Raw genomic sequence first — 18,340 nt, 5'->3', positions numbered from 1 at the left:
AGACCCCTAAAAAAAGAAGGCCGCATTTGCGGCCTTTTTTGTATTTAGCGTCCGGCATGGTTACCAGACCGGCATTTCATCCTGCAGGAAGGGATTGTGCAAACGCTCATGGCCCAGCGTTGACATCGGCCCGTGGCCGGGGATAAACGTCACGTCATCGCCCAAAGGCAACAGCTTGCGTTTAATCGCGTCGATCAGCTGGCCGTGGTCGCCGCGCGGGAAGTCGCTGCGCCCGACGCCACCTTTGAAGATAACGTCGCCGGAAACCAGCAGCCGCGACGCGTCGTCGAAGAAAACAACGTGTCCCGGCGTATGGCCCGGGCAGTGCAGAACCTGCAGAGAAACGTTCCCCACGCTGACGACATCGCCTTCATTGAGCCAGCGGTCAGGATGCAGCGGCTGGCAATCCTCCAGGCCGAACATCCGGCTTTGCGCAGGGAGTCCTTCCAGCCAGAACTCATCTTCTTTTTCCGGCCCGATAATCGGCACGCCGTAATGTTGCGCCAGCTCGGCTGCCGCACCAACGTGGTCGAGATGACCGTGAGTGAGCAAAATCTGCATCAGGCTAACGCCCGCTGCCGTCACTTCCTGTTTGATTCGCTCTGCATCACCGCCGGGATCGACCAGCGCAGCAAGTCGGGTTTGCTCACACCAGATTAAAGAGCAGTTCTGGGCGAACGCGGTAACCGGAATAATACGATAGTTCATGACGCTCCTTTCGTTACCAGTGCCTTACGGGACCGGTATCAATATGCACAAAGTTGCTACGTGGGTAGTATCCTACACCACCCGCGCCCATAGATAACGCCGCTTTGCGAACATTGCTCAACGAAATGCCTTCAATGTGAAAATCCATGGCCTGGCCTTTGGTGTGGTAGCTATGTTTGGCTACACCACGGCTTCGTGCACGTAGCTCATCGTTGGTATCGAGGGAACGATAGCCGGAGATCAGCTGGACAGGCTTACTGGTGCCAAGTAATCCCTGCAGGCGATAAAGATGATCGAATAAGCTCGGATCGATGGACTTTATTTTATTCGCGCGGAAATCACGGAAGAAATGGTTAAGTCTTGCTAATTCATCCTGAATATAGCCTCTGCCATCGAAAAACTCCGCTTTGAGTGATTCACCGGTATGCAGGTTATTCAGCGTCAAAATACGCGGTCGGGGGGTCGAGAGGGTGGCAAATGCCGGCGCAGGCAAAATGGCTGCTGCACCTAGCGCAGCGCCACCTAGCGCCAGCAGTTTGCGGCGATTAGCGTCAAATTTGTCCATGATAATCAGGTCTACAAGTAAATGAATCGAAATATACACGCCATCCTTCAAGCTGCCTCTTTGCTGGCGACGTCTACTCCCCCGCGAGCTTGCCGGAGCAAGCGTCAGGAGGTTCCCGGACTAATCACCTCAATGCAGTTTTAATGGTGTTGTGTAATATGCACTTCTGGCGCACGAAAGGCACCTTACCGGGCATTATTGCCAACGTCAAGGCGGCCTAACCCCAGTAAAAACGGGCCCTGTAGACGAACAGCGCCTGTTTTCACCCAGAGTTAGGACAACGGGATCCGTTGAACTACTTCATTTACCTGATTAATTGTTCGGCTTTTGCCAGAATTTGTGCGCCAGATCGCGCGGTGAGATCGTAATTGTAAATATCTGTTCTATATTGTGTCCGTCCATCAGCACCAACAAAGGCGGTGAGATAATAAAGATTCACCGGGATATTGTTGCGAATATTCACATAGCGGGTATCGCCCTGCTTAAGCGCGGCGGAAATTCGCGTATCGTTCCAGCCCGCATCCTGCAGCAGCATATTTGCCAGCTCGGAGGCCTTGTTCACGCGCACGCAGCCGGAGCTCAGCGCCCGTACGTCCTTCTGGAACAGGTTGTGGTTCGGCGTATCGTGCAGATAGATAGCGTCAGAACTCGGCATGTTGAATTTGTAGCGCCCCAGCGAGTTGCGCGCGCCCGGAGCCTGCTGGAAGCGGAACGGCAGATTGCTCTCGGTGATGGTGGACCAGTCTACGCGATAAGGGTCGATCGCCTCTTTGCTGTTCCAGCCGCGCATCAGGGTATAGCCATGCTGCTCAAGATAGCCCGGATCGTTGCGCACCTTCGGCAGAATATCTTTGCGCGCCAGCGTCGGCGGCACGTTCCACGGCGGATTGACCACCACGTTATTCAGCGCGCTGCTCATCATCGGCGTTTTACGGTCCGGACGACCGACGATCACCCGCGAGGCCAGCACCTGGCTACCGTCCTGGTAATAGACCAGCGAAAAGGCCGGAATGTTCACCATAATGCCGGTCGACAGCTTGCCAGGCAGCAGGCGCAGGCGCTGAATGTTGAGCGCCACCACCCCGGCACGCTGCGCCGCGGAGACGTTCAGCCCATCGCGCGTGGATTGGCCGATCACGCCATCCGCCCCCAGCCCCTGCCAGGCCTGAAAGCGCTTTACGCCCTCAACCAGCTGGCGATCGTAAATCCCGCGGGCGGCCGGTTTACCTTTCTTGCCCGCCGACGGGCTGACTACGTCGCCCGGGAGGGTAATTTTCGCCGAATCATCCAGCATGCCGGTACGCTGTAATATCTCGCGCAGCGCGCCGATATCATTACTCCACTCGCCAGGACGCAGCGATGCGCTGCCGGTCATCTGCGGCCACGGACGCGAATCGGCCACCAGCTGCAGCAGAGCCTGATGCATCGCTTCATACTGCGGATGACGCGGCGTGAGTCCGGCAATAAACTGCGGCAAAGAGCCGTTGTCCAGCGCCAGCTGCCACTGATTGATGACCGATAGCGGCGGCGTAGCCATGACGTAGGGTTTGGTTCCGTATAGCCAGCGGTTGCCCTGAATCGGAATACCGCTAATAAAATGCAGGTAGCCCATCATGGCGTCGGACAGCACGACATCACGCGCCATGCCGCTCACCGCGGGATCGGTCAGCAGGCTCACCCAGGTGGTGAACTGCGGCTGGAAGCCGGCGATAGCGACTTCGGCCAGCTGCTGCTGAAACGCCTGCACCGCCTCACGGCTATCCCACATCGGTTTCATATCCCTGGCCGCATACAGCGACACCAGCGGATTCATAAAGACGGGCTTATAGCCAGCCGGAAGCAGCGCTTCAATCTCGGCCCGGCTTTTCGCGGCGACGTCTGTCGCCAGGGGCTGCTCGCCGGCCATTTTTGCCACCGCGGCAGACTGGCCGTTGTTTTGCAGCAGCGCTGACGAAAGCTCTCCCAGCGTGGCGGAGCTGTCCGTGGGTACGACTTCAGGCTCTTCGGCCTGGACATTGAACAGTGGAGCAAATGCAAAAGCCAGGCTCAAGCTCAGCGCCGACAATTGACGACCATACCGTTTCTTTAGCAACATCCCTTGCCCCCTGTTAACACATTGCTCCCCAAAAAATGGGGCTTATTCACAGTATATAAAGGTGGTAACGCTTTTGCCTTACCAAATGTAAAGAAGTTTAAAGATTATCCAACCTTACCATACCAGATTAGATAACAAAAAGGGCAACACATTGTTGCCCTTTTATTCGCTAATTTAACGCCGCTAAGAGGCGTCCGCCGTGCCCGGCAGCGTTTGGGGCAGCTGGGCCGCGAAGCCGCGCAGGCCAACCACGTGCACGTGCTCATGGTTATTGAACACCTTACGCACCAGCTTATAGGTGGTGCCTTTTTCCGGACTGATATTTTCCGGGGCGGCAATAATCAGCTGCATTTCCAGACGTTCACACAGCTCAAACAGGGTGGCGATAGAGCGGGCATCAAGACGTGCCGCTTCGTCGAGGAACAGCAGACGGCACGGCGACAGGTCTTTGCCGCGCAGGCGGCGGGACTCGTCTTCCCAGCTCTGCACGACCATCACCAGAATCGACATCCCGGTACCGATCGCTTCCCCGGTCGACAGCGCGCCGGACTCCGCGCGCAGCCAGCCGTCGGAGCCGCGGTTAACTTCCACTTCCATCTCCAGATAGTTGCGGTAGTCCAGCAGCTCTTCACCGATGGTTTGCGGGGTACGCTGGCCCATATCAATCTGCGGATTGAGGCGCTGATAGAGCTTCGCCAGCGCTTCCGAGAAGGTCAGGCGGTTGCTGTTGAACAGGTCCTGGTGCTGCTCATGCTGCTCAGACAGCACGTCGAGCAGCGTCGAATGGGTTTCCCGCACGTTGACGTTGAGACGCACGCTGTTGACCTGACCAAAGGAGACGCTCTGCAGGCCCTGGTTAAGCATCCGAATACGGTTCTGCTCGCGCTGAATGGTCTTGCGGATGATATTGGCCACGCTGCGGGAGCTGATCGCCAGCTTCTGCTCGCGGTTGGTCAGCTCTTCGGTCAGACGGCTGAGCTCGATCTCCATCTGCTCAATCGCCTCGACCGGGTCGTCGGTGCGGATAATATCCTGACGGATACGCTCGCGCAGGTGCTGGTAGACGGCAACGAAGAACTGAATTTTGCGCTCAGGACGCTTCGGATCCTCAGAGACGCGCAGCACGTCACGCAGGTGTTCGTTATCGGAGACCGCCAGACGCAGCGCGCCGAGCGCTTTATCCGACATCGAACGCAGCTCGTCAGCCGAGAGATAGGCCAGCTCGCGACGGTGCAGTCGGCGCTCAACGCCGTTGTCTTTCACCAGACGCATCACCGCACACCAGCCGGCTTTGGCGCTGACCACCTGCTCACGCATTTCGCAGTAATCGCGCTCAAGCTTGCGCAGCCTGCGGGTCAGGTTGTCCATCTCCGCTTCGCAGAAGGTCAGGGCTTTTTCCAGCTGATTGCGCCGCGAGCGGTTATTGCTCAGACGCGTATGCAGCTCATCACGACGCACGCGGGCGCGCTCTTCCGCCCCGCTATCGGCGCGCACGCCGATATCCTGCAGCTCTTTATACAGATCGCCGAGCAGCTCTTTTTTGGTGTCATACGAGCTTTTCAGCGAGGCCAGAACCTGATTGTACTGGTTCAGCTGCGCGGTATGCGTACGCGTGGCGTCACGAGCCCGGCTGCGTTCGCCCTCCGCCTGCTCCAGACGCTGGCGCAGCTTTTCGTTGAGATCGCTGTTGCCGCTGAGCATCTCCGCGGAATCAGAGTAGCTAAAGTGGGCGCGACGCTGCACCACTTCGCTGAGCGCAAACGCCTGCTGGCGCGCTTCACGCTGGGTTTGCTGCGAGTAAGCGTAGTCTTCTTTCAGCTGCTCGAACTGCTCCGGATCGCTCTGCAGTACTGAGAGCATCGGTTCCAGCTTCGCCAGCTGATTGCCGTGCTGCTGGATAAAGCGGGCCGCTTCTTCGGCTTCGTCCAGGCGCTCCTGAATTTCGTCAACGCGATCGGCCAGCGTATCGTCCGCCAGCAGGCTAAGGCGCGGCAGCAGGCGGTTAAGCGCGGAAACGCCCTCTTTCGCCTGCTCGTACTGCAGCCGGTTCTGCTGGTTATCGCTCTCGTGCGCGTTAAGCGCCCGCTCCAGCTCGCCGCGGCGGCCGTTGAGCTTACGGATCTCTTCTTCCGGATCGTCTTCAAAGGCCACCGCCAGGTGGCTGCCGATAAAGCGGCTGAAGGCCTGATGCTGACGCTGGGTCTTCTGCACGTCGAACGACAGGGTCGCAAAACGCTCGGACAGCTCTTCCCGCTCGGCGTGCAGGCTTTCAATACGGCTTTCACGGGCGGCGCGGCCAAACAGAGGCAGCGTCGGGAAGCGCGAGTAGCGCCACTGGCGATCGGCAACCTTGACGACCACCGCTTTTTCCAGCTCATCAACGCTAAAGACGCTGTCATCGAACGACTGCGGATCGCCTTCGATCAGGTAGAGATCTTCCGGGCAGTCCTCCAGGCCTTCAAGCTGCCCGGTGAGCTGCGACAGGTCGGGAACCACGATGGCATGGCGCGACGGGCCGTACAGGGCCGAGAAGTACGGCGCATCTTCGAGGCTAACGTCGTCATAAATTTCCGACAACAGCACGCCGCCAAAACGCTCCGCCAGGGCATTCAGGCGCGGATCTTCCGAGCCGCCCGGCTGGCTAAGGCGCTCAATCTCTTCATCGATGGCCCGCTTGCGCGCGCCCACTTCGTCGCGCTCAACGATCGCCTCGCGCTCGCGCTCCAGCAGCTGCTGGAGGTATTCGGTCACCTCCTGGCTTGATTCAAACTGCTCCCCGCTCTGCTCGCAGAGCTGGCTGAGGGCGTTCTGCGCCGCCAGCCAGATCGGCGCCCGACGCAGCAGCGTCTGGGTACGGGACTGCAGCTGCTCCAGCTCCTGACGCAGCGTCATTCGCTGCTCGCTGGCGGAGGAGACGCCGTCGGACAAGGAGGCAATTCGCGCTTCCAGCTCCTCGTGCAGCGTTTCCAGGCGGTCAATATCGTAACGCTTGCCCTGGCGCTTGCAGAATTCGTTGAGCTGGCGTTCAGCTTCCTGCTGCTCGCGCAGGCGCTGCTCCAGCTCGGTCAGGCGGCTACGCAGCCCCGGCGCCTGTTCGGCGTGATGGCGCTGGTTGACGCCGTCGCGCAGCAGCTCGCGCGCCACGTTCCAGGCTTCGTTACGCGCCAGCGGGCCGTTGATGGCCGCCACCAGCTGGAAAGCCTGCTCAAACTGACCGTGCGCGGTTTGCGCAACGCTCATTTTTTGTTCCAGCGACAGCATTTTCTCCGTCGCTTCCTGCTCCTTCGCCTGGAAGGTTTCCAGCCACTCGCCGGCGCTTTCCGCAGTTAAATCCGGCAGATGGCACAGCGCCTTCGCACGATCTAAGGCCTGCAGCGCCTGGTTGTACTGGATCGCGCGGGTCTGCTGGACGTCCAGCGCCTGCTGGTAGTCGGCAAGCTGGCTTTTCAGCTCATCCACTTCCAGCTCTGCGGCTTCCGCACGAGCCTCGTTCTCTTCCTGCAGATCGGTCGCTTCCGCCACCACCTCGTTCTGCTCTTCAAGACGGATCTGCAGCTCGTCGAGATCCGCTTCGTAGCGCTCGATTTTTTCCTGCTGGCGAAGCGCGGTTTGCACCAGGTTCAGATGATCGCTGGCGGCCTGATAGTCGGCCTCAAGATCGCCTTCTGCCCCGTTATGCTCCTGCAGCTCGCGGGCCATATCGACGTGCTTATACTGCTCTGCCGCCAGCTGCGCGCGGGAGGTGAACAGATCGCGACGATACTCCAGCGCCTTATCCAGATGGACGCGACGCTCGTTGGCGTGACGCATGTAGTCCGCCGCCACGTAGTTGGTGGCCTCGCTGATCAGGTGCTTAAACAGATCGCGGTCGGACTGCGTGACGCGAATCGCCTCCAGGGTCATGCGGTTTTCACGCAGCGCGGCTTCCATATCCTGGAACGCCTTGCGTACGCCGCTGTTTTCCGGCAGCAGGTAGTCGCGCAGCGAGCGGGTAATGGTGTTGGAGATCCCGCCGTACAGCGAGGCTTCGATCAGGCGATAGTATTTGCTACGGTCAGAGGCCGAGCGCAGACGACGGGCGACTACGCCCAGGTCGAACATCAGCGAGTGGTAGTCGGTTATCGAGTTGAACTGCTTGAACTGCACCCCTTCTATCTCTTCCAGCTTTTCTTTCAGCTCGTTGAGGCTCAGGACGCGCGCCTGGCGTTCGTTAAGGGTTTCCGTCAGCAGCTGCGTTGGTTGAATAGAGGTCGGCAGGCCCTGAATGGCAAACGGCTTAATATCCACTTTGCGATCGCGACCGGCGATCTGCTGCAGGCGTACGCCCACCACCACGCGCTGGTGGTGAGAGTTGATAACGTCCAGCACCGAGTAGCACACCCCGGCGCGCAGCTTGCCGTGCAGGCCCTTATCGCGCGAGCCGCTGGTGGCGCCCGCTTCGGTGGTGTTACGGAAGTGCAGCAGGGTCAGGTCCGGGATCAGGGCCGTAACGAAGGCCGCCATGGTGGTTGATTTCCCGGCGCCGTTACCGCCTGAAAGCGTGGTAACCAGTTCATCCAGGTCAAATGTACGGGCAAAAAAGCCGTTCCAGTTAACCAGCGTTAGCGAGCGAAACTTACCGCGTTCAATCATTACTCTTCCTCCCCGCTATCCGGCTGATTCTCTTCATTCTCATCATTGAGCTGCAGGTGATTCTCCAGCGCCATCGCTTCGCCGTCGCGGATCAGGCGCTTCTGCGCCTCGCGCGGATCGTCGCCGGCGCGAACGTCGGCGCCGAAGCGGAACACCGATTCGGTAATGCGGAATTTGCTGCTGTCATGGCCCATAAACCACACCATGCCGAGACGGCGCAGGCGGTTAAGCGACGCGCGCATTTTTTCCTGCAGCTTCTGCCTGTCGAGGTCGGAGCCGGTGGAGCGGTTATTCACCAGCTTCAGCAGCCTGGCTTCGTCCGCCAGGGTCAGCAGCTCGTCGTAGAGCTCCTGCTGGGTGAAGATCCCCTCATTCGCCAGGCGCTCCGGGCTCAGGTAGAGGTAGCAAAGAATTTTGCCGACCATCATATCCAGCTCTGACAGCACCGAGCGCGGGATCAGCGTGGTGGAGCGCGGACGCAGGTAGAAGAACCCCTCCGGCGCGCGAATCAGCTCAACGTTATAGCGAGCGTAAAACTCTTCCAGGTAGTCCTGAAAATCCATCAAAAATGCGTGATTATCCAGTTCGTCCAGGCCGATATGGCGGCCCGCACGCAGGGCGCTATCCAGCGCCGGAAATAACGGATTGCCCAACGCCAGCGCCAGCTTAACCGGCATCACTTGTTCAATATTTGTCGATGACATGCGCCTGTACCTTGGCTCCGTAATCATTAATCGGCTGCCATTGTGCCGGCAGTCCGGTGAAATCTGCTTGCGCTACGCCCAGGCGTACCGCCTGATCGACGACGATTCTCGCCACGTCGAAGTGCCGCGCGCGCGGATACTGCGCCAGATACTCGCGAACGACCAGGCCGAGATCCAGCGGCAGACCTTTGTCTTTATAGATAACCAGCTGCGCCTCAATCAGAGCCGCCAGCTGTTCACGGATTTCATTAAACTCTTCGTACTCCAGATCCTCAGGGAGCTCCCCGGTGACCTCTTCGTCGAGCAGCGCCATCTCTTCGTCACGCATGTCAAGCAGGCGGTCGGCGCTGGCGTGGGTCAGGGCCCACGGCGCATCGAAGTAGGTCTGCACCGACTGGCGCAGGCGCTGAGCAAATACGCGGTTTTTATCCATATCAATGGCGGTACGGATAAACTTGTGCACGTGGCGATCGTAGCCGATCCACAGGTCGATGGCCTGCTGGCCCCAGCTTACGATACGATCCAGCTTGCTCTGCAGATCGAACACCAGGCGATCGACAAAGTGCAGGTCGTCCCGCGCGAGCGTCGCGTCCTGGATCCGCAGCAGGTTAGCCTGCAGCTTATCGCCCGCCGCGTCCAGCGTATCCTGCAGTTCGCGCAAAGTCCCGGAGGTTTCCGAAAGCAGCAGCTCGCAGCTGGAGATCGCCGCCCGCCAGTCTTTGTTCAGCAGCTGGGCGATGTCGTCCTTCACCAGCTGCTGCTGTTCGTCCATGATCCTCTGGGTCAGATCGATGCTGTCAAAAATTTCCGCGACCGAATATTTCAGCGGCGCGAAGACGTTACGATGCCAGTGAAACTCGTCGCCGCCCTCTTCCGCAGAATCAGCGGCGCGCTTGAGCTCGCCGGCGACGATCGAGAGCTGCATCGACAGGCGCAGCGTGGAGAACTCGCGCTGGCGAATATAGTAGTCGGTAATCCCAATACCTAACGGCGTCAGGCGATAAATAGCGTTGCCTTCCGTGAGTTCGCTGGTAAAGCGGTTCAGCAGACGCTGGCGCACCATATCGTTAATCGCGTTATTGGCGCGCTGGCTGATGGTTTCGCTGGTCTGCTCAAACGCATCACTGACGTGGCGGAACGCGTCCACCAGTTCTCCCTCGGTCATTTCCCCTTCAAGCCGCTCGCCGTTCAGCGTGGCAACCGCCAGCAGAAAAGAGAGTCTGTCGACCGGCAGCGAAATAGAAAAATCATTTTTTCTGGCCCAGGCAACCAGTTCGGGGACTGTCTGGGAAAATTCACTCATACTTTATCCTTGCATCTGCAGCTCTGAGCCTGGTTCTTCATCGCGGTGACGTGAATATAGCGACCCAGGCTAATATACGGCTCCTGGCGACAGTAGCGCGTCTCCAGCTCCAGCAGCGCCGCAAAATTGTCGCGCTGTCTGCGTTTTTCACGCAGATAGTCATGAAACACCCGCACGCCGGTTTTGCCGGTAATTTGCCAGCCCTGCTCTTCCAGCCAGCCGTACACCTGCTCCGGGGAGCGCGGATAGTCCGGCGATAGCGTGCGTTTTTTCTTTTTAGGCATCCCGATCTGCACGTAATCGAAGTTTCCGACAACCATATTGTGCATCAGCAGACCGTTAGCATTGTAGAACATTAGCGACAGCGCGCCGCCGGGACGCAGCACCGACCACAGCGTCCGCAGCATCTCCTGAGGCTCGGCCACCCATTCCAGCACCGCATGAAACAGTATCAGATCGACCGGGCTTTCCAAATGCTGCGCAATATCCTGAGCCGCGCATTGTACAAAATGCATGTTGTCGATCACACCTTTATCGACTGCCGCCTGTCGGGCGCGGGCAACCATCTCGGCAGAAAGATCGCAGAGCGTGACGTGATGACCCATCTGTGCAACCTTTACCGCCGTTTGCCCCTCGCCGCCGCCGGCGTCAAGAACGCGCAGCGGCCCGGGACCCAGCCGATCCAGCAGCGGCTGCAGATCCTGCCAGAGGATAGCCTGGCGCAGTTCGCCCTTGGTGGTGCCGTATATATTGCGCGAAAACTTTTCGGCAATGTCATCGAAATTGCGATCCTGCACGGGCGACTCCACAAGCCAACACAAAGCCGCTATTTTGTCATACCCGCGCTGAGAGTGAAGCGATCTGTTATAAGATCGGGGCATAAGTTTGGTTATGTGGTTAAAAAGGACCCATCTGGCATGCTTTTTACGCTGAAAAAATATTTAGGCGGCATGTTGCTGCCCCTTCCCCTGCTGCTGATGCTGATCGCTTTCGGCATTGCGCTACTGTGGTTTAGCCGTTGGCAAAAAACCGGCAAGGCCTGCGTCAGCATCGGCTGGCTGCTGCTGGCCCTGCTCAGCCTGCAGCCGGTGGCCGACAGCTTGCTCAAACCGATCGAAGATACCTATCCGACATGGCGCGGCGGCGAAAAGGTTCAGTACGTGGTGGTGCTCGGCGGCGGGTACACGTGGAATTCGGCGTGGGCGCCCAGCTCGAACCTGATTAACAACAGCCTGCCGCGGCTGACCGAAGGGATCCGCCTGTGGCACGAGAATCCGGGATCGAAGATGATCTTTACCGGCGCCGCGGCGAAAACCAACCCGGTCAGCACCGCGCTGGCCGGCGCCCGCGTGGCGGAGAGCCTCGGCGTGCCGGCCAGCGACATTATCGTCCTCGATCGGCCAAAGGATACGGAAGAAGAGGCTCAGGCGGTAAAACGGGCGATTGGCGATGCGCCCTTCCTGCTGGTCACCTCCGCGTCGCACCTGCCGCGAGCGATGATCTTCTTCCGCCATGCCGGGCTCAATCCGCTGCCGGCGCCGGCCAACCAGCTGGCCATCGAATCGCCGTTAAATCCCTGGGAGCGCGCAATTCCGTCTCCCTTCTGGCTGATGCACAGCGATCGCGTCGGCTATGAAACGCTGGGGCGCGTCTGGCAGTGGCTTAAAGGCGCGTCAGGCGAGCCAGGGCAGGAGTGATTTCGCGGCCAAATCAAAGCGGGTGCGATCGAAGCGCCCGGTGTTGACCAGGCTGTCGACCTCGTCCCACAGCAGATAGAGCCAGCGCCGCCAGAGGAAGGATTCCGCAACCGGCGCGCGGTGCAGATAGTGCCACAGCAGCTGTTCCGCCTGGCCGCCGTCGCAGAGGCGAAACAGCTCATATTCACGCGGTGCCCACAGCATCATCCCCGGCCCCACCATGGCCAGCAGCTGGTCGCTACGCGCGTCCTTCAGCATGCTGCGCAGCGTGAAGCTGCCGTGCACCAGCACGCAGTTGTCGCTGAAGTCTTTAAATAATTCGCCAAGGCACTCGCGCGAGCGGAAGAGGATCCGCTTGTCCTGCATCGTCAGGCCGGTATCCTGATAAAGGTTAAGCGTTCCCCACAGGACCTCCACCCGCTGGCGGTACCAGTTTGGCCACAGATTTTCCTGCGTACAATCCACCACCCCGACGCAGCCGCCGCTATCCTGACGGTGCCACGACAGCAGCGCTTCGACGATCTGCTCCTGCAGCTGCTCCCAGCGCTGCGGGGTGCGGGCCGGGGCTTCGACGGAGACGCCGCGCAGCCGCTCAATCAGCAGAACGTCCGGCCCAGGGTGCTCCTCATGCGTCATCACGCCGTAGACCACCGGCATACGCACGGAGCCGCTGCGGGCCAGGGTGGATATCTTCCACGCCAGCTGGCGCGCAACGCCGGGCGTGGTGAAGCTTCTCGCCAGCAGCGGCAGCGGATTTCCCTGTGCATCATAGAGCGCCCACAGCGCCGTTAAGGGCTTCTCGCTCACGCACTCTACCCGGCTGAGCTTTTCGCCCAGCAGGTGACTCAGCTCGGTTCGCAACTGTTCCATTGAATTACCCTCATGAACACTACTGGTTTCATCATGAGCGTCGGTCGCGAGGTTGTCATCGGGTGAGATCAAAAATTACGGCGAAAAGTATGGAAAAATAGCCTGGGGATATCCCCTCCTGATGGAGGGGATCGGGGGATTAACGCAGCTCGGCGCGAACGCGCTCCAGATCTTCCGGCGTATCGACGCCGGTGCCCGGGACAACTTCCGCTACCGCGACATGGATTTTTTCGCCGTACCACAGCACGCGCAGCTGCTCGAGCATTTCGATCTGCTCCAGCGGGCTCGGCGCCCAGCTGACATAGCGGCGGATAAAGCCTGCGCGATAGCCGTAGATGCCGATATGGCGCAGCAGCGAATCGCCGATGGCGTCGCGAGACTGCGCGAAGCGATCGCGATCCCAGGGAATCGTGGCGCGGGAGAAGTAGAGGGCGTAGCCTTCGGCATCCATCACCACCTTCACCGCATTCGGGTTAAACGCCTCTTCGGCATCGTGGATCGGCACCGCCAGCGTCGCCATCCCGCTGGTGCTGGAGGCCAGATTCTCGGCCACCTGGCGCACAATCGCCGGCGGGATCATCGGCTCGTCGCCCTGAATATTGACGATAATCGTCTCATCGCTGAAGGCGCACTTCTCGACAACTTCCGCCAGGCGTTCAGTGCCGGACTGATGATCGGCGCGCGTCATGCACACTTCGCCGCCGGCGGCTTCCACCGCGCGCGCCACCTCTTGATGGTCGGTGGCGACGATAATACGATCGGCCCCGGACTCGCGCGCGCGCTCCAGCACGTGAACGATCATCGGCTTGCCGTTGATATCCTGCAGCGGCTTGCCGGGCAAACGCGTGGAGGCAAAGCGCGCAGGAATGATAACCACAAAACTCATGAGTGGCTCTCTCCAACGGCTAGCGAGCGGGCTTCGGTTTCCAGCAATACGGGAATACCGTCGCGCAGAGGAAAGGCCAGGCTGTCAATTTTGCAGATGAGCTCTTGCTTATCCTGGCTGTAATACAGTTTACCGTTGCAAACAGGACAGGCGATAATTTCAAGTAAACGGTGATCCATGTTTCCTCCTGATGGACCGAATAGATTCCGCAGCAGCATAGCACAGGATACCTGACACCGGGATCCGTTTGCGCGAGCGGCGAAGGGGCGAAAGCCCGCCGACGTGCCGCTGCCGCGCGGCGTTTGGCGATACGGCCGGACGGACGCCGGGGGCTCAACTAGCTTCGAGCTGCCAGCCCTGCCGGCGGTCGGCAAAGAGTTCCGGCGGCAGTTGGCCGAAGCTCACGCGCTCGGCCTGCTGCCAGCGGGCAAAATCGTCAATCGCCCGCTGCAGCCCACTCTCCAGGCCAGAGGTCACCTTGACGCCCTCTTCCAGCCATAGCGAGAAAATTTCCAGAACCCCGGTTTTGCGATGCATTTTGCTGTCCATGCGGCCCACCAGCCTGCCCTGATGCAGCAGCGGCAGCACGAAGTAGCCATACTGGCGCTTTGGCGCCGGCGTGTAGCACTCGAGGCGGTAGCTAAAATTAAACAGCTGCTCGGCGCGCTTACGGTCCCAGACGACCGGGTCGAACGGCGACAGCACCGCGCTATGGCTCGCCGAAAGCCTGCCGCCCGGCGCCGCCTCCAGCTGCTGCAGGGCCTCCCGGTGCAGCCACATATCGCCGAGCCCTTCGACGTTCACCGCCGTCACCAGCCCCTCTTCCTGCCAGTTTGCCAGCAGGCCCGCGAGCGCCGGCTGCCGCAGGCGATAATAGTCCGCCAGCCACTGCGGGCGGAAAATACCCAGGCTGCGGGCGCTATTGCGCAGCATAATCTCTTCAGCCTGCGCCTGCGACAGCGCATCGCGCGCATCGTCCCAGTGCGGCATCACCCGCTGCGTCAGGTCGTAAACCCGCTGAAAGTTGCGCCGCTCCACGACCATCACTTCGCCGGCGGTAAACAGCCCCTCCAGATGGCGCTTGTGCGGCTTCCACTCCCACCAGCCGCTGGCACCTTTACGCGGATGGCTAAAGTCGGCCGAGCGTACCGGGCCATTTCGCGCGATGTGCTCCAACAGCAGCTGGATATCATCCGCATGCTCCGTCATCCACCCCTTATGGTACTTCCAGCCCATGTTATCCGGCGTCAGCATGCGGTGACGCACCAGCGAAAAATCGCTGCGCGGTAAAAAACAGGCCTCATGAGCCCAGTATTCCATGAGTTCGCCCACGCGCAGCGCCTCGTCCAGCCAGCTTTGCGGATAGCTACCGAGGCGGCTGAAAAGCACCAGATAGGGGCTGCGGGCGACAACGTTAATGGTATCAATTTGCAGCAGCGACATCTGGCGGATAGCCTGCAGAATATCGGCCGATTGGGCGCGACGGCGGGGCCTTTTCAGCAGGCCCTGCGCCGCGAGGTGAAGATGGCGGGCTTCTTTAAGTGAAAGCGTTAGTACCGACATGCAGGTTCTCCGTTGTGGATCCCGATACAGCGGCACCGAAAGCAGGCGTGGCGAAAACTAACGTTGCGCCAGCGTCGCCAGATCCGTAAGCAGCCGCTGCGCGCGTTCGTCCGTCATTATGGCGTCGACGGGCAGATACCACCAGTTAGCTTCGGCAAAGGCCCGGCATTTCACCGCGTCTTTTTCGGTCATCAGCAGCGTTTGCCGCTCGGTCACCAGCGCGGCAACGTCGGCATGGGTAAGGGCCTGATGATCGGCCAGCGCCACGGTTTTTATCGGCCGCACGCCGCTGCCTTCGAGGGTGGCAAAAAAGCGCGGCGGATGGCCAATCCCGGCCATCGCGACGACGTTATCAAAGCTCGCAACGTCGCGTCGTTCGCCGTTAAGCCATTCACCGCCTGCCCGGGGCGCAGCTGCATGGCTATCTCTCCCGGCCGCGCGACGCCGCCATTAGCGATAATGGCGTCGACGCTGCGCAGGCGCGAGGCGCGTTCGCGCATCGGCCCGGCCGGCAGCCACCAGCCGTTGCCAAAGCGGCGTACGCCGTCAATCACCACGATTTCTTTATCGCGCGCCAGCCCGTAGTGCTGCAGACCATCGTCGGTGACGATAAGCTGCAGGTCGTGTACGGCAAGCAGCGCCCGCACCGCATCGCTGCGCCGGGGGGAGACCGCCACCGGCGCGCCGGTGCGCTGATAAATCAGCACCGGCTCGTCGCCGGCTTCCGATGTGCCGGTGGCGCTGTTGAGCACCAGCGGATAGCTCGCCGCCTTGCCGCCGTAGCCGCGAGAAACGACGCCAACGCGGATCCCGCGCTGCTGCAGCTGCTCCACCAGCCAGATGACAACCGGCGTCTTGCCGTTACCGCCGGCGGTGAGGTTGCCGACAACAACAACCGGAACCGGCGCGCGCCAGGCCTTCTTCAGCCCCAGCCGATAGCTGAGACGAATCAGGCCGCTCACCAGGCCGTAAAGCCAGGAGAGCGGCAGCAGCAGCCGCCATAAAGGCGACTCACCGGACCAGATGCGCGCAATCATTGGCCAAATTGCATTTTATGCAGCTGAGCGTAAACGCCGCGATGTTCCAGCAGGTCAGCGTGGCTGCCGCGTTCAACGATGCGTCCATCTTCGACCACCACGATTTCATCGGCTTTCTCGATGGTTGACAGGCGGTGAGCGATAACCAGCGAGGTGCGGTTTTTCTGCAGCTCGTCCAGCGCCGCCTGAATGGCGCGTTCAGATTCGGTATCCAGCGCCGACGTCGCCTCATCGAGGATCAGGATTGGGCTGTTGCGCAGCAGCGCACGCGCGATGGCGATACGCTGGCGCTGGCCGCCGGAAAGCAGCACGCCGTTCTCGCCGATGACGGTATCGAGGCCGTTATCCATTTTACTGATAAAGTCCATGGCATAGGCCATCCGCGCCGCCTCTTCGATCTGCTCGCGGCTGTACTCTTCGTTGCGCGCGTAGGCAATGTTGTTGGCTACGGTATCGTTGAACAGGTGCACGTTTTGCGAAACCAGGGCGACCTGATCGCGCAGGGAGGCCAGGGTGTATTCGCGCAGGTCGTGACCGTCGAGCAGAATCTGGCCTTCATCGATATCATAAAAGCGCGTGATCAGGCTCGCGATTGTCGATTTACCCGATCCCGAGCGTCCCACCAGGGCCACGGTTTTACCTTCCGGAATATTCAGGCTGATGTTACGCAGCGCCGGCGTTTCACGGCCAGGGTAGGTAAAGGTGACGTTACTGAACTCAAGGCTCCCCTTCGCGCGCTCGATAACCCGCGTGCCTTCGTCTTTTTCCTGCTCGGAATCAAGAATAGCAAACAGCGTCTGGCAGGCGGCCATCCCGCGCTGGAACTGCGCGTTGACGTTGGTAAGAGACTTCAGCGGACGCATTAAGGCGATCATCGAGGAGAAGACCACGGTAATCGTACCGGCAGTCAGCGTTTCCATCACGCTTGGGAAGCTGGCGGCGTAGAGCACAAACGCCAGCGCCAGAGAGGCGATCAGCTGAATGATAGGGTCAGAGATGGACGATGCGGAGACCATTTTCATCCCCTGCAGGCGCATTTTGTTGCTGACCTTATCGAAACGCTTGGTTTCTACGGCCTGGCCGCCAAACATCAGCACTTCTTTATGCCCTTTGAGCATCTGTTCCGCGCTGGTGGTCACCTGACCCATGGTGTTCTGCATATTCTTGCTGATATTACGAAAACGCTTCGAGACCACGCGGATCGCGATGGAGACGATTGGCGCCAGCACGATCAGGATCAGCGACAGCTGCCAGCTGTAGTAGAACATCATGATAAACAGACCGATGATCGACGCACCTTCGCGCACGACGGTGATCAGCGCGCTGGAAGAGGACGAGGCAACCTGCTCGGAATCATAGGTGATGCGCGACAGCAGCGTACCGGTGGACTGTTTGTCGAAGAAGGAGACCGGCATCCCCATCATGTGGCTGAATAAACGGCGTCGCATGGTCATCACGACCTTGCCGGAAACCCATGAGATACAGTAGCTCGAAATATAGCTGGTGACGCCACGCAGCAGCATCAGCCCAATCACCACCAGCGGCATCCATAGCAGCACTGAGCGATCCGTTTTACCAAAACCATCATCCAATAACGGTTTAAGAAGCGATAGCATGAAGGTATCACTAGCCGCGTTAAAGACTAACGCAATTGCCGCGACGATCAGTCCGGTTTTAAATGGCGCAATAAGCGGCCAGAGGCGGCGGAAGGTCTGCCACGTGGAGAGATCTTTATCATTCTGCATTCAGTAAACCAGCTTATGTTGAAATAGCCGCATATTCTACCCGTTATCCTCGGTCTCGCCAAACCACTGATGATACCAACGAGGTAAAAGTTGATCTCGTAAGCTAAGGATTTGCCAACCATCTGGGGAAAAAACAACCGTAATTTGCCCCTGACGGGCCGTATCGAACCAGCGGTAGCCCTGCTGTCGGTAGCGCTGGACAACCTTATCCGAAGGCATACGCCACGCATTATAGCGGGATACCGAGGCCAGCGCCGCCTCGCCGCCGGTGCGCTGCAGCAGCGCAATGGTTGAAGAGGTATTGCTGCCATGATGTGGAACCTGGATAAGTGTAGACGCCAGATGCTGCCAGTAGCGGCTCAGCATTGCCCGTTCTGCTACCGCTTCGATATCACCGGTGAGCAAAATACTGCGCCGGCCGTCATCAACGCGCACCACGCAGGAGCGATTATTGCCGGCAGCGGTCGCTCCCGGCAGCGGCCAAAGCGCGCTAAAGGTTAAACCGCGCCACCGCCAGCGCTCTCCCCTTCTGCAC

14 protein-coding genes and 1 pseudogene are annotated in these 18,340 nt (G+C 59.7%); 1 reads left to right on the top strand and 14 read right to left on the bottom strand.

Features of this window, described 5'->3' with window-relative positions:
* Window positions 1-60 precede the first annotated feature (60 nt).
* From PFH44_RS10620 to cmoM, 7 genes are all read right to left on the bottom strand, one after another.
* Entirely contained in the window at window positions 61-708 is a 648-nt protein-coding gene (locus PFH44_RS10620; RefSeq protein WP_045854667.1) for an MBL fold metallo-hydrolase, read from the bottom strand.
* A gap of 13 nt (window positions 709-721) precedes the next feature.
* Window positions 722-1,273, bottom strand: a complete 552-nt coding sequence (locus PFH44_RS10615) for a YcbK family protein (RefSeq protein WP_041147566.1) — start codon at window positions 1,271-1,273, stop codon at window positions 722-724.
* A 304-nt stretch (window positions 1,274-1,577) separates the two neighbouring features.
* Window positions 1,578-3,368 carry a L,D-transpeptidase gene (ldtD, locus tag PFH44_RS10610; protein ID WP_045854666.1) on the bottom strand — a complete coding sequence of 597 codons (1,791 nt, stop codon included), beginning with the start codon at window positions 3,366-3,368 and terminating at the stop codon, window positions 1,578-1,580.
* Window positions 3,369-3,551: 183 nt separating this feature from the next.
* Window positions 3,552-8,000 carry a chromosome partition protein MukB gene (mukB, locus tag PFH44_RS10605; RefSeq protein ID WP_283824986.1) on the bottom strand — a complete coding sequence of 1,483 codons (4,449 nt, stop codon included), beginning with the start codon at window positions 7,998-8,000 and terminating at the stop codon, window positions 3,552-3,554.
* Window positions 8,000-8,704, bottom strand: coding sequence for a chromosome partition protein MukE (mukE, locus tag PFH44_RS10600; RefSeq protein WP_045854664.1), 705 nt, complete (start codon window positions 8,702-8,704; stop codon window positions 8,000-8,002). Before mukE ends, mukB begins: the two co-directional genes overlap by 1 nt.
* Window positions 8,685-10,007 (bottom strand): chromosome partition protein MukF, encoded by a 1,323-nt coding sequence (gene mukF / locus PFH44_RS10595; RefSeq protein WP_045854663.1) that lies wholly within the window; start codon window positions 10,005-10,007, stop codon window positions 8,685-8,687. The genes mukE and mukF overlap by 20 nt, the downstream gene beginning before the upstream one ends.
* Window positions 10,004-10,804: a tRNA uridine 5-oxyacetic acid(34) methyltransferase CmoM gene (gene cmoM, locus PFH44_RS10590; protein ID WP_045854662.1), complete on the bottom strand. Its 801-nt coding sequence runs from the start codon at window positions 10,802-10,804 to the stop codon at window positions 10,004-10,006. The genes mukF and cmoM overlap by 4 nt, the downstream gene beginning before the upstream one ends.
* 120 nt (window positions 10,805-10,924) lie before the next feature.
* Here cmoM and elyC point away from each other — a divergent pair, with 120 nt between their 5' ends.
* Window positions 10,925-11,704, top strand: a complete 780-nt coding sequence (gene elyC, locus PFH44_RS10585) for an envelope biogenesis factor ElyC (protein WP_283824985.1) — start codon at window positions 10,925-10,927, stop codon at window positions 11,702-11,704.
* Here elyC and PFH44_RS10580 read toward each other — a convergent pair.
* From PFH44_RS10580 to PFH44_RS10550, 7 genes and pseudogenes are all read right to left on the bottom strand, one after another.
* On the bottom strand, window positions 11,681-12,574 hold the full coding sequence (locus tag PFH44_RS10580; protein WP_283824984.1) for a YcbJ family phosphotransferase: 894 nt from the start codon (window positions 12,572-12,574) through the stop codon (window positions 11,681-11,683). The genes elyC and PFH44_RS10580 overlap by 24 nt on opposite strands.
* Window positions 12,575-12,713: 139 nt before the next feature.
* The gene (kdsB, locus tag PFH44_RS10575) at window positions 12,714-13,460 is read right to left on the bottom strand and encodes a 3-deoxy-manno-octulosonate cytidylyltransferase (RefSeq protein WP_045854659.1); all 747 of its coding nucleotides are present in this window, start codon (window positions 13,458-13,460) and stop codon (window positions 12,714-12,716) included.
* Entirely contained in the window at window positions 13,457-13,639 is a 183-nt protein-coding gene (ycaR, locus tag PFH44_RS10570; protein WP_041144800.1) for a protein YcaR, read from the bottom strand. Before ycaR ends, kdsB begins: the two co-directional genes overlap by 4 nt.
* Before the next feature lie 154 nt (window positions 13,640-13,793).
* Entirely contained in the window at window positions 13,794-15,023 is a 1,230-nt protein-coding gene (locus PFH44_RS10565) for a winged helix-turn-helix domain-containing protein (RefSeq protein ID WP_283824983.1), read from the bottom strand.
* Between the two features lie 57 nt (window positions 15,024-15,080).
* Window positions 15,081-16,060: pseudogene (lpxK, locus tag PFH44_RS10560) on the bottom strand (tetraacyldisaccharide 4'-kinase).
* On the bottom strand, window positions 16,057-17,805 hold the full coding sequence (gene msbA / locus PFH44_RS10555) for a lipid A ABC transporter ATP-binding protein/permease MsbA (protein WP_045854656.1): 1,749 nt from the start codon (window positions 17,803-17,805) through the stop codon (window positions 16,057-16,059). The pseudogene lpxK and the gene msbA overlap by 4 nt, the downstream one beginning before the upstream one ends.
* A gap of 36 nt (window positions 17,806-17,841) precedes the next feature.
* A partial coding sequence (locus tag PFH44_RS10550) for an MBL fold metallo-hydrolase (RefSeq protein ID WP_349632122.1) occupies window positions 17,842-18,340 on the bottom strand: 499 nt, incomplete at its 5' end.

Origin of the sequence: Klebsiella sp. Ech2A, assembly GCF_030078455.1 — a bacterium.
Taxonomy (GTDB): Bacteria; Pseudomonadota; Gammaproteobacteria; order Enterobacterales; family Enterobacteriaceae; genus Klebsiella; species Klebsiella terrigena.
This window is presented reverse-complemented; position numbering and strand designations above follow the sequence as displayed.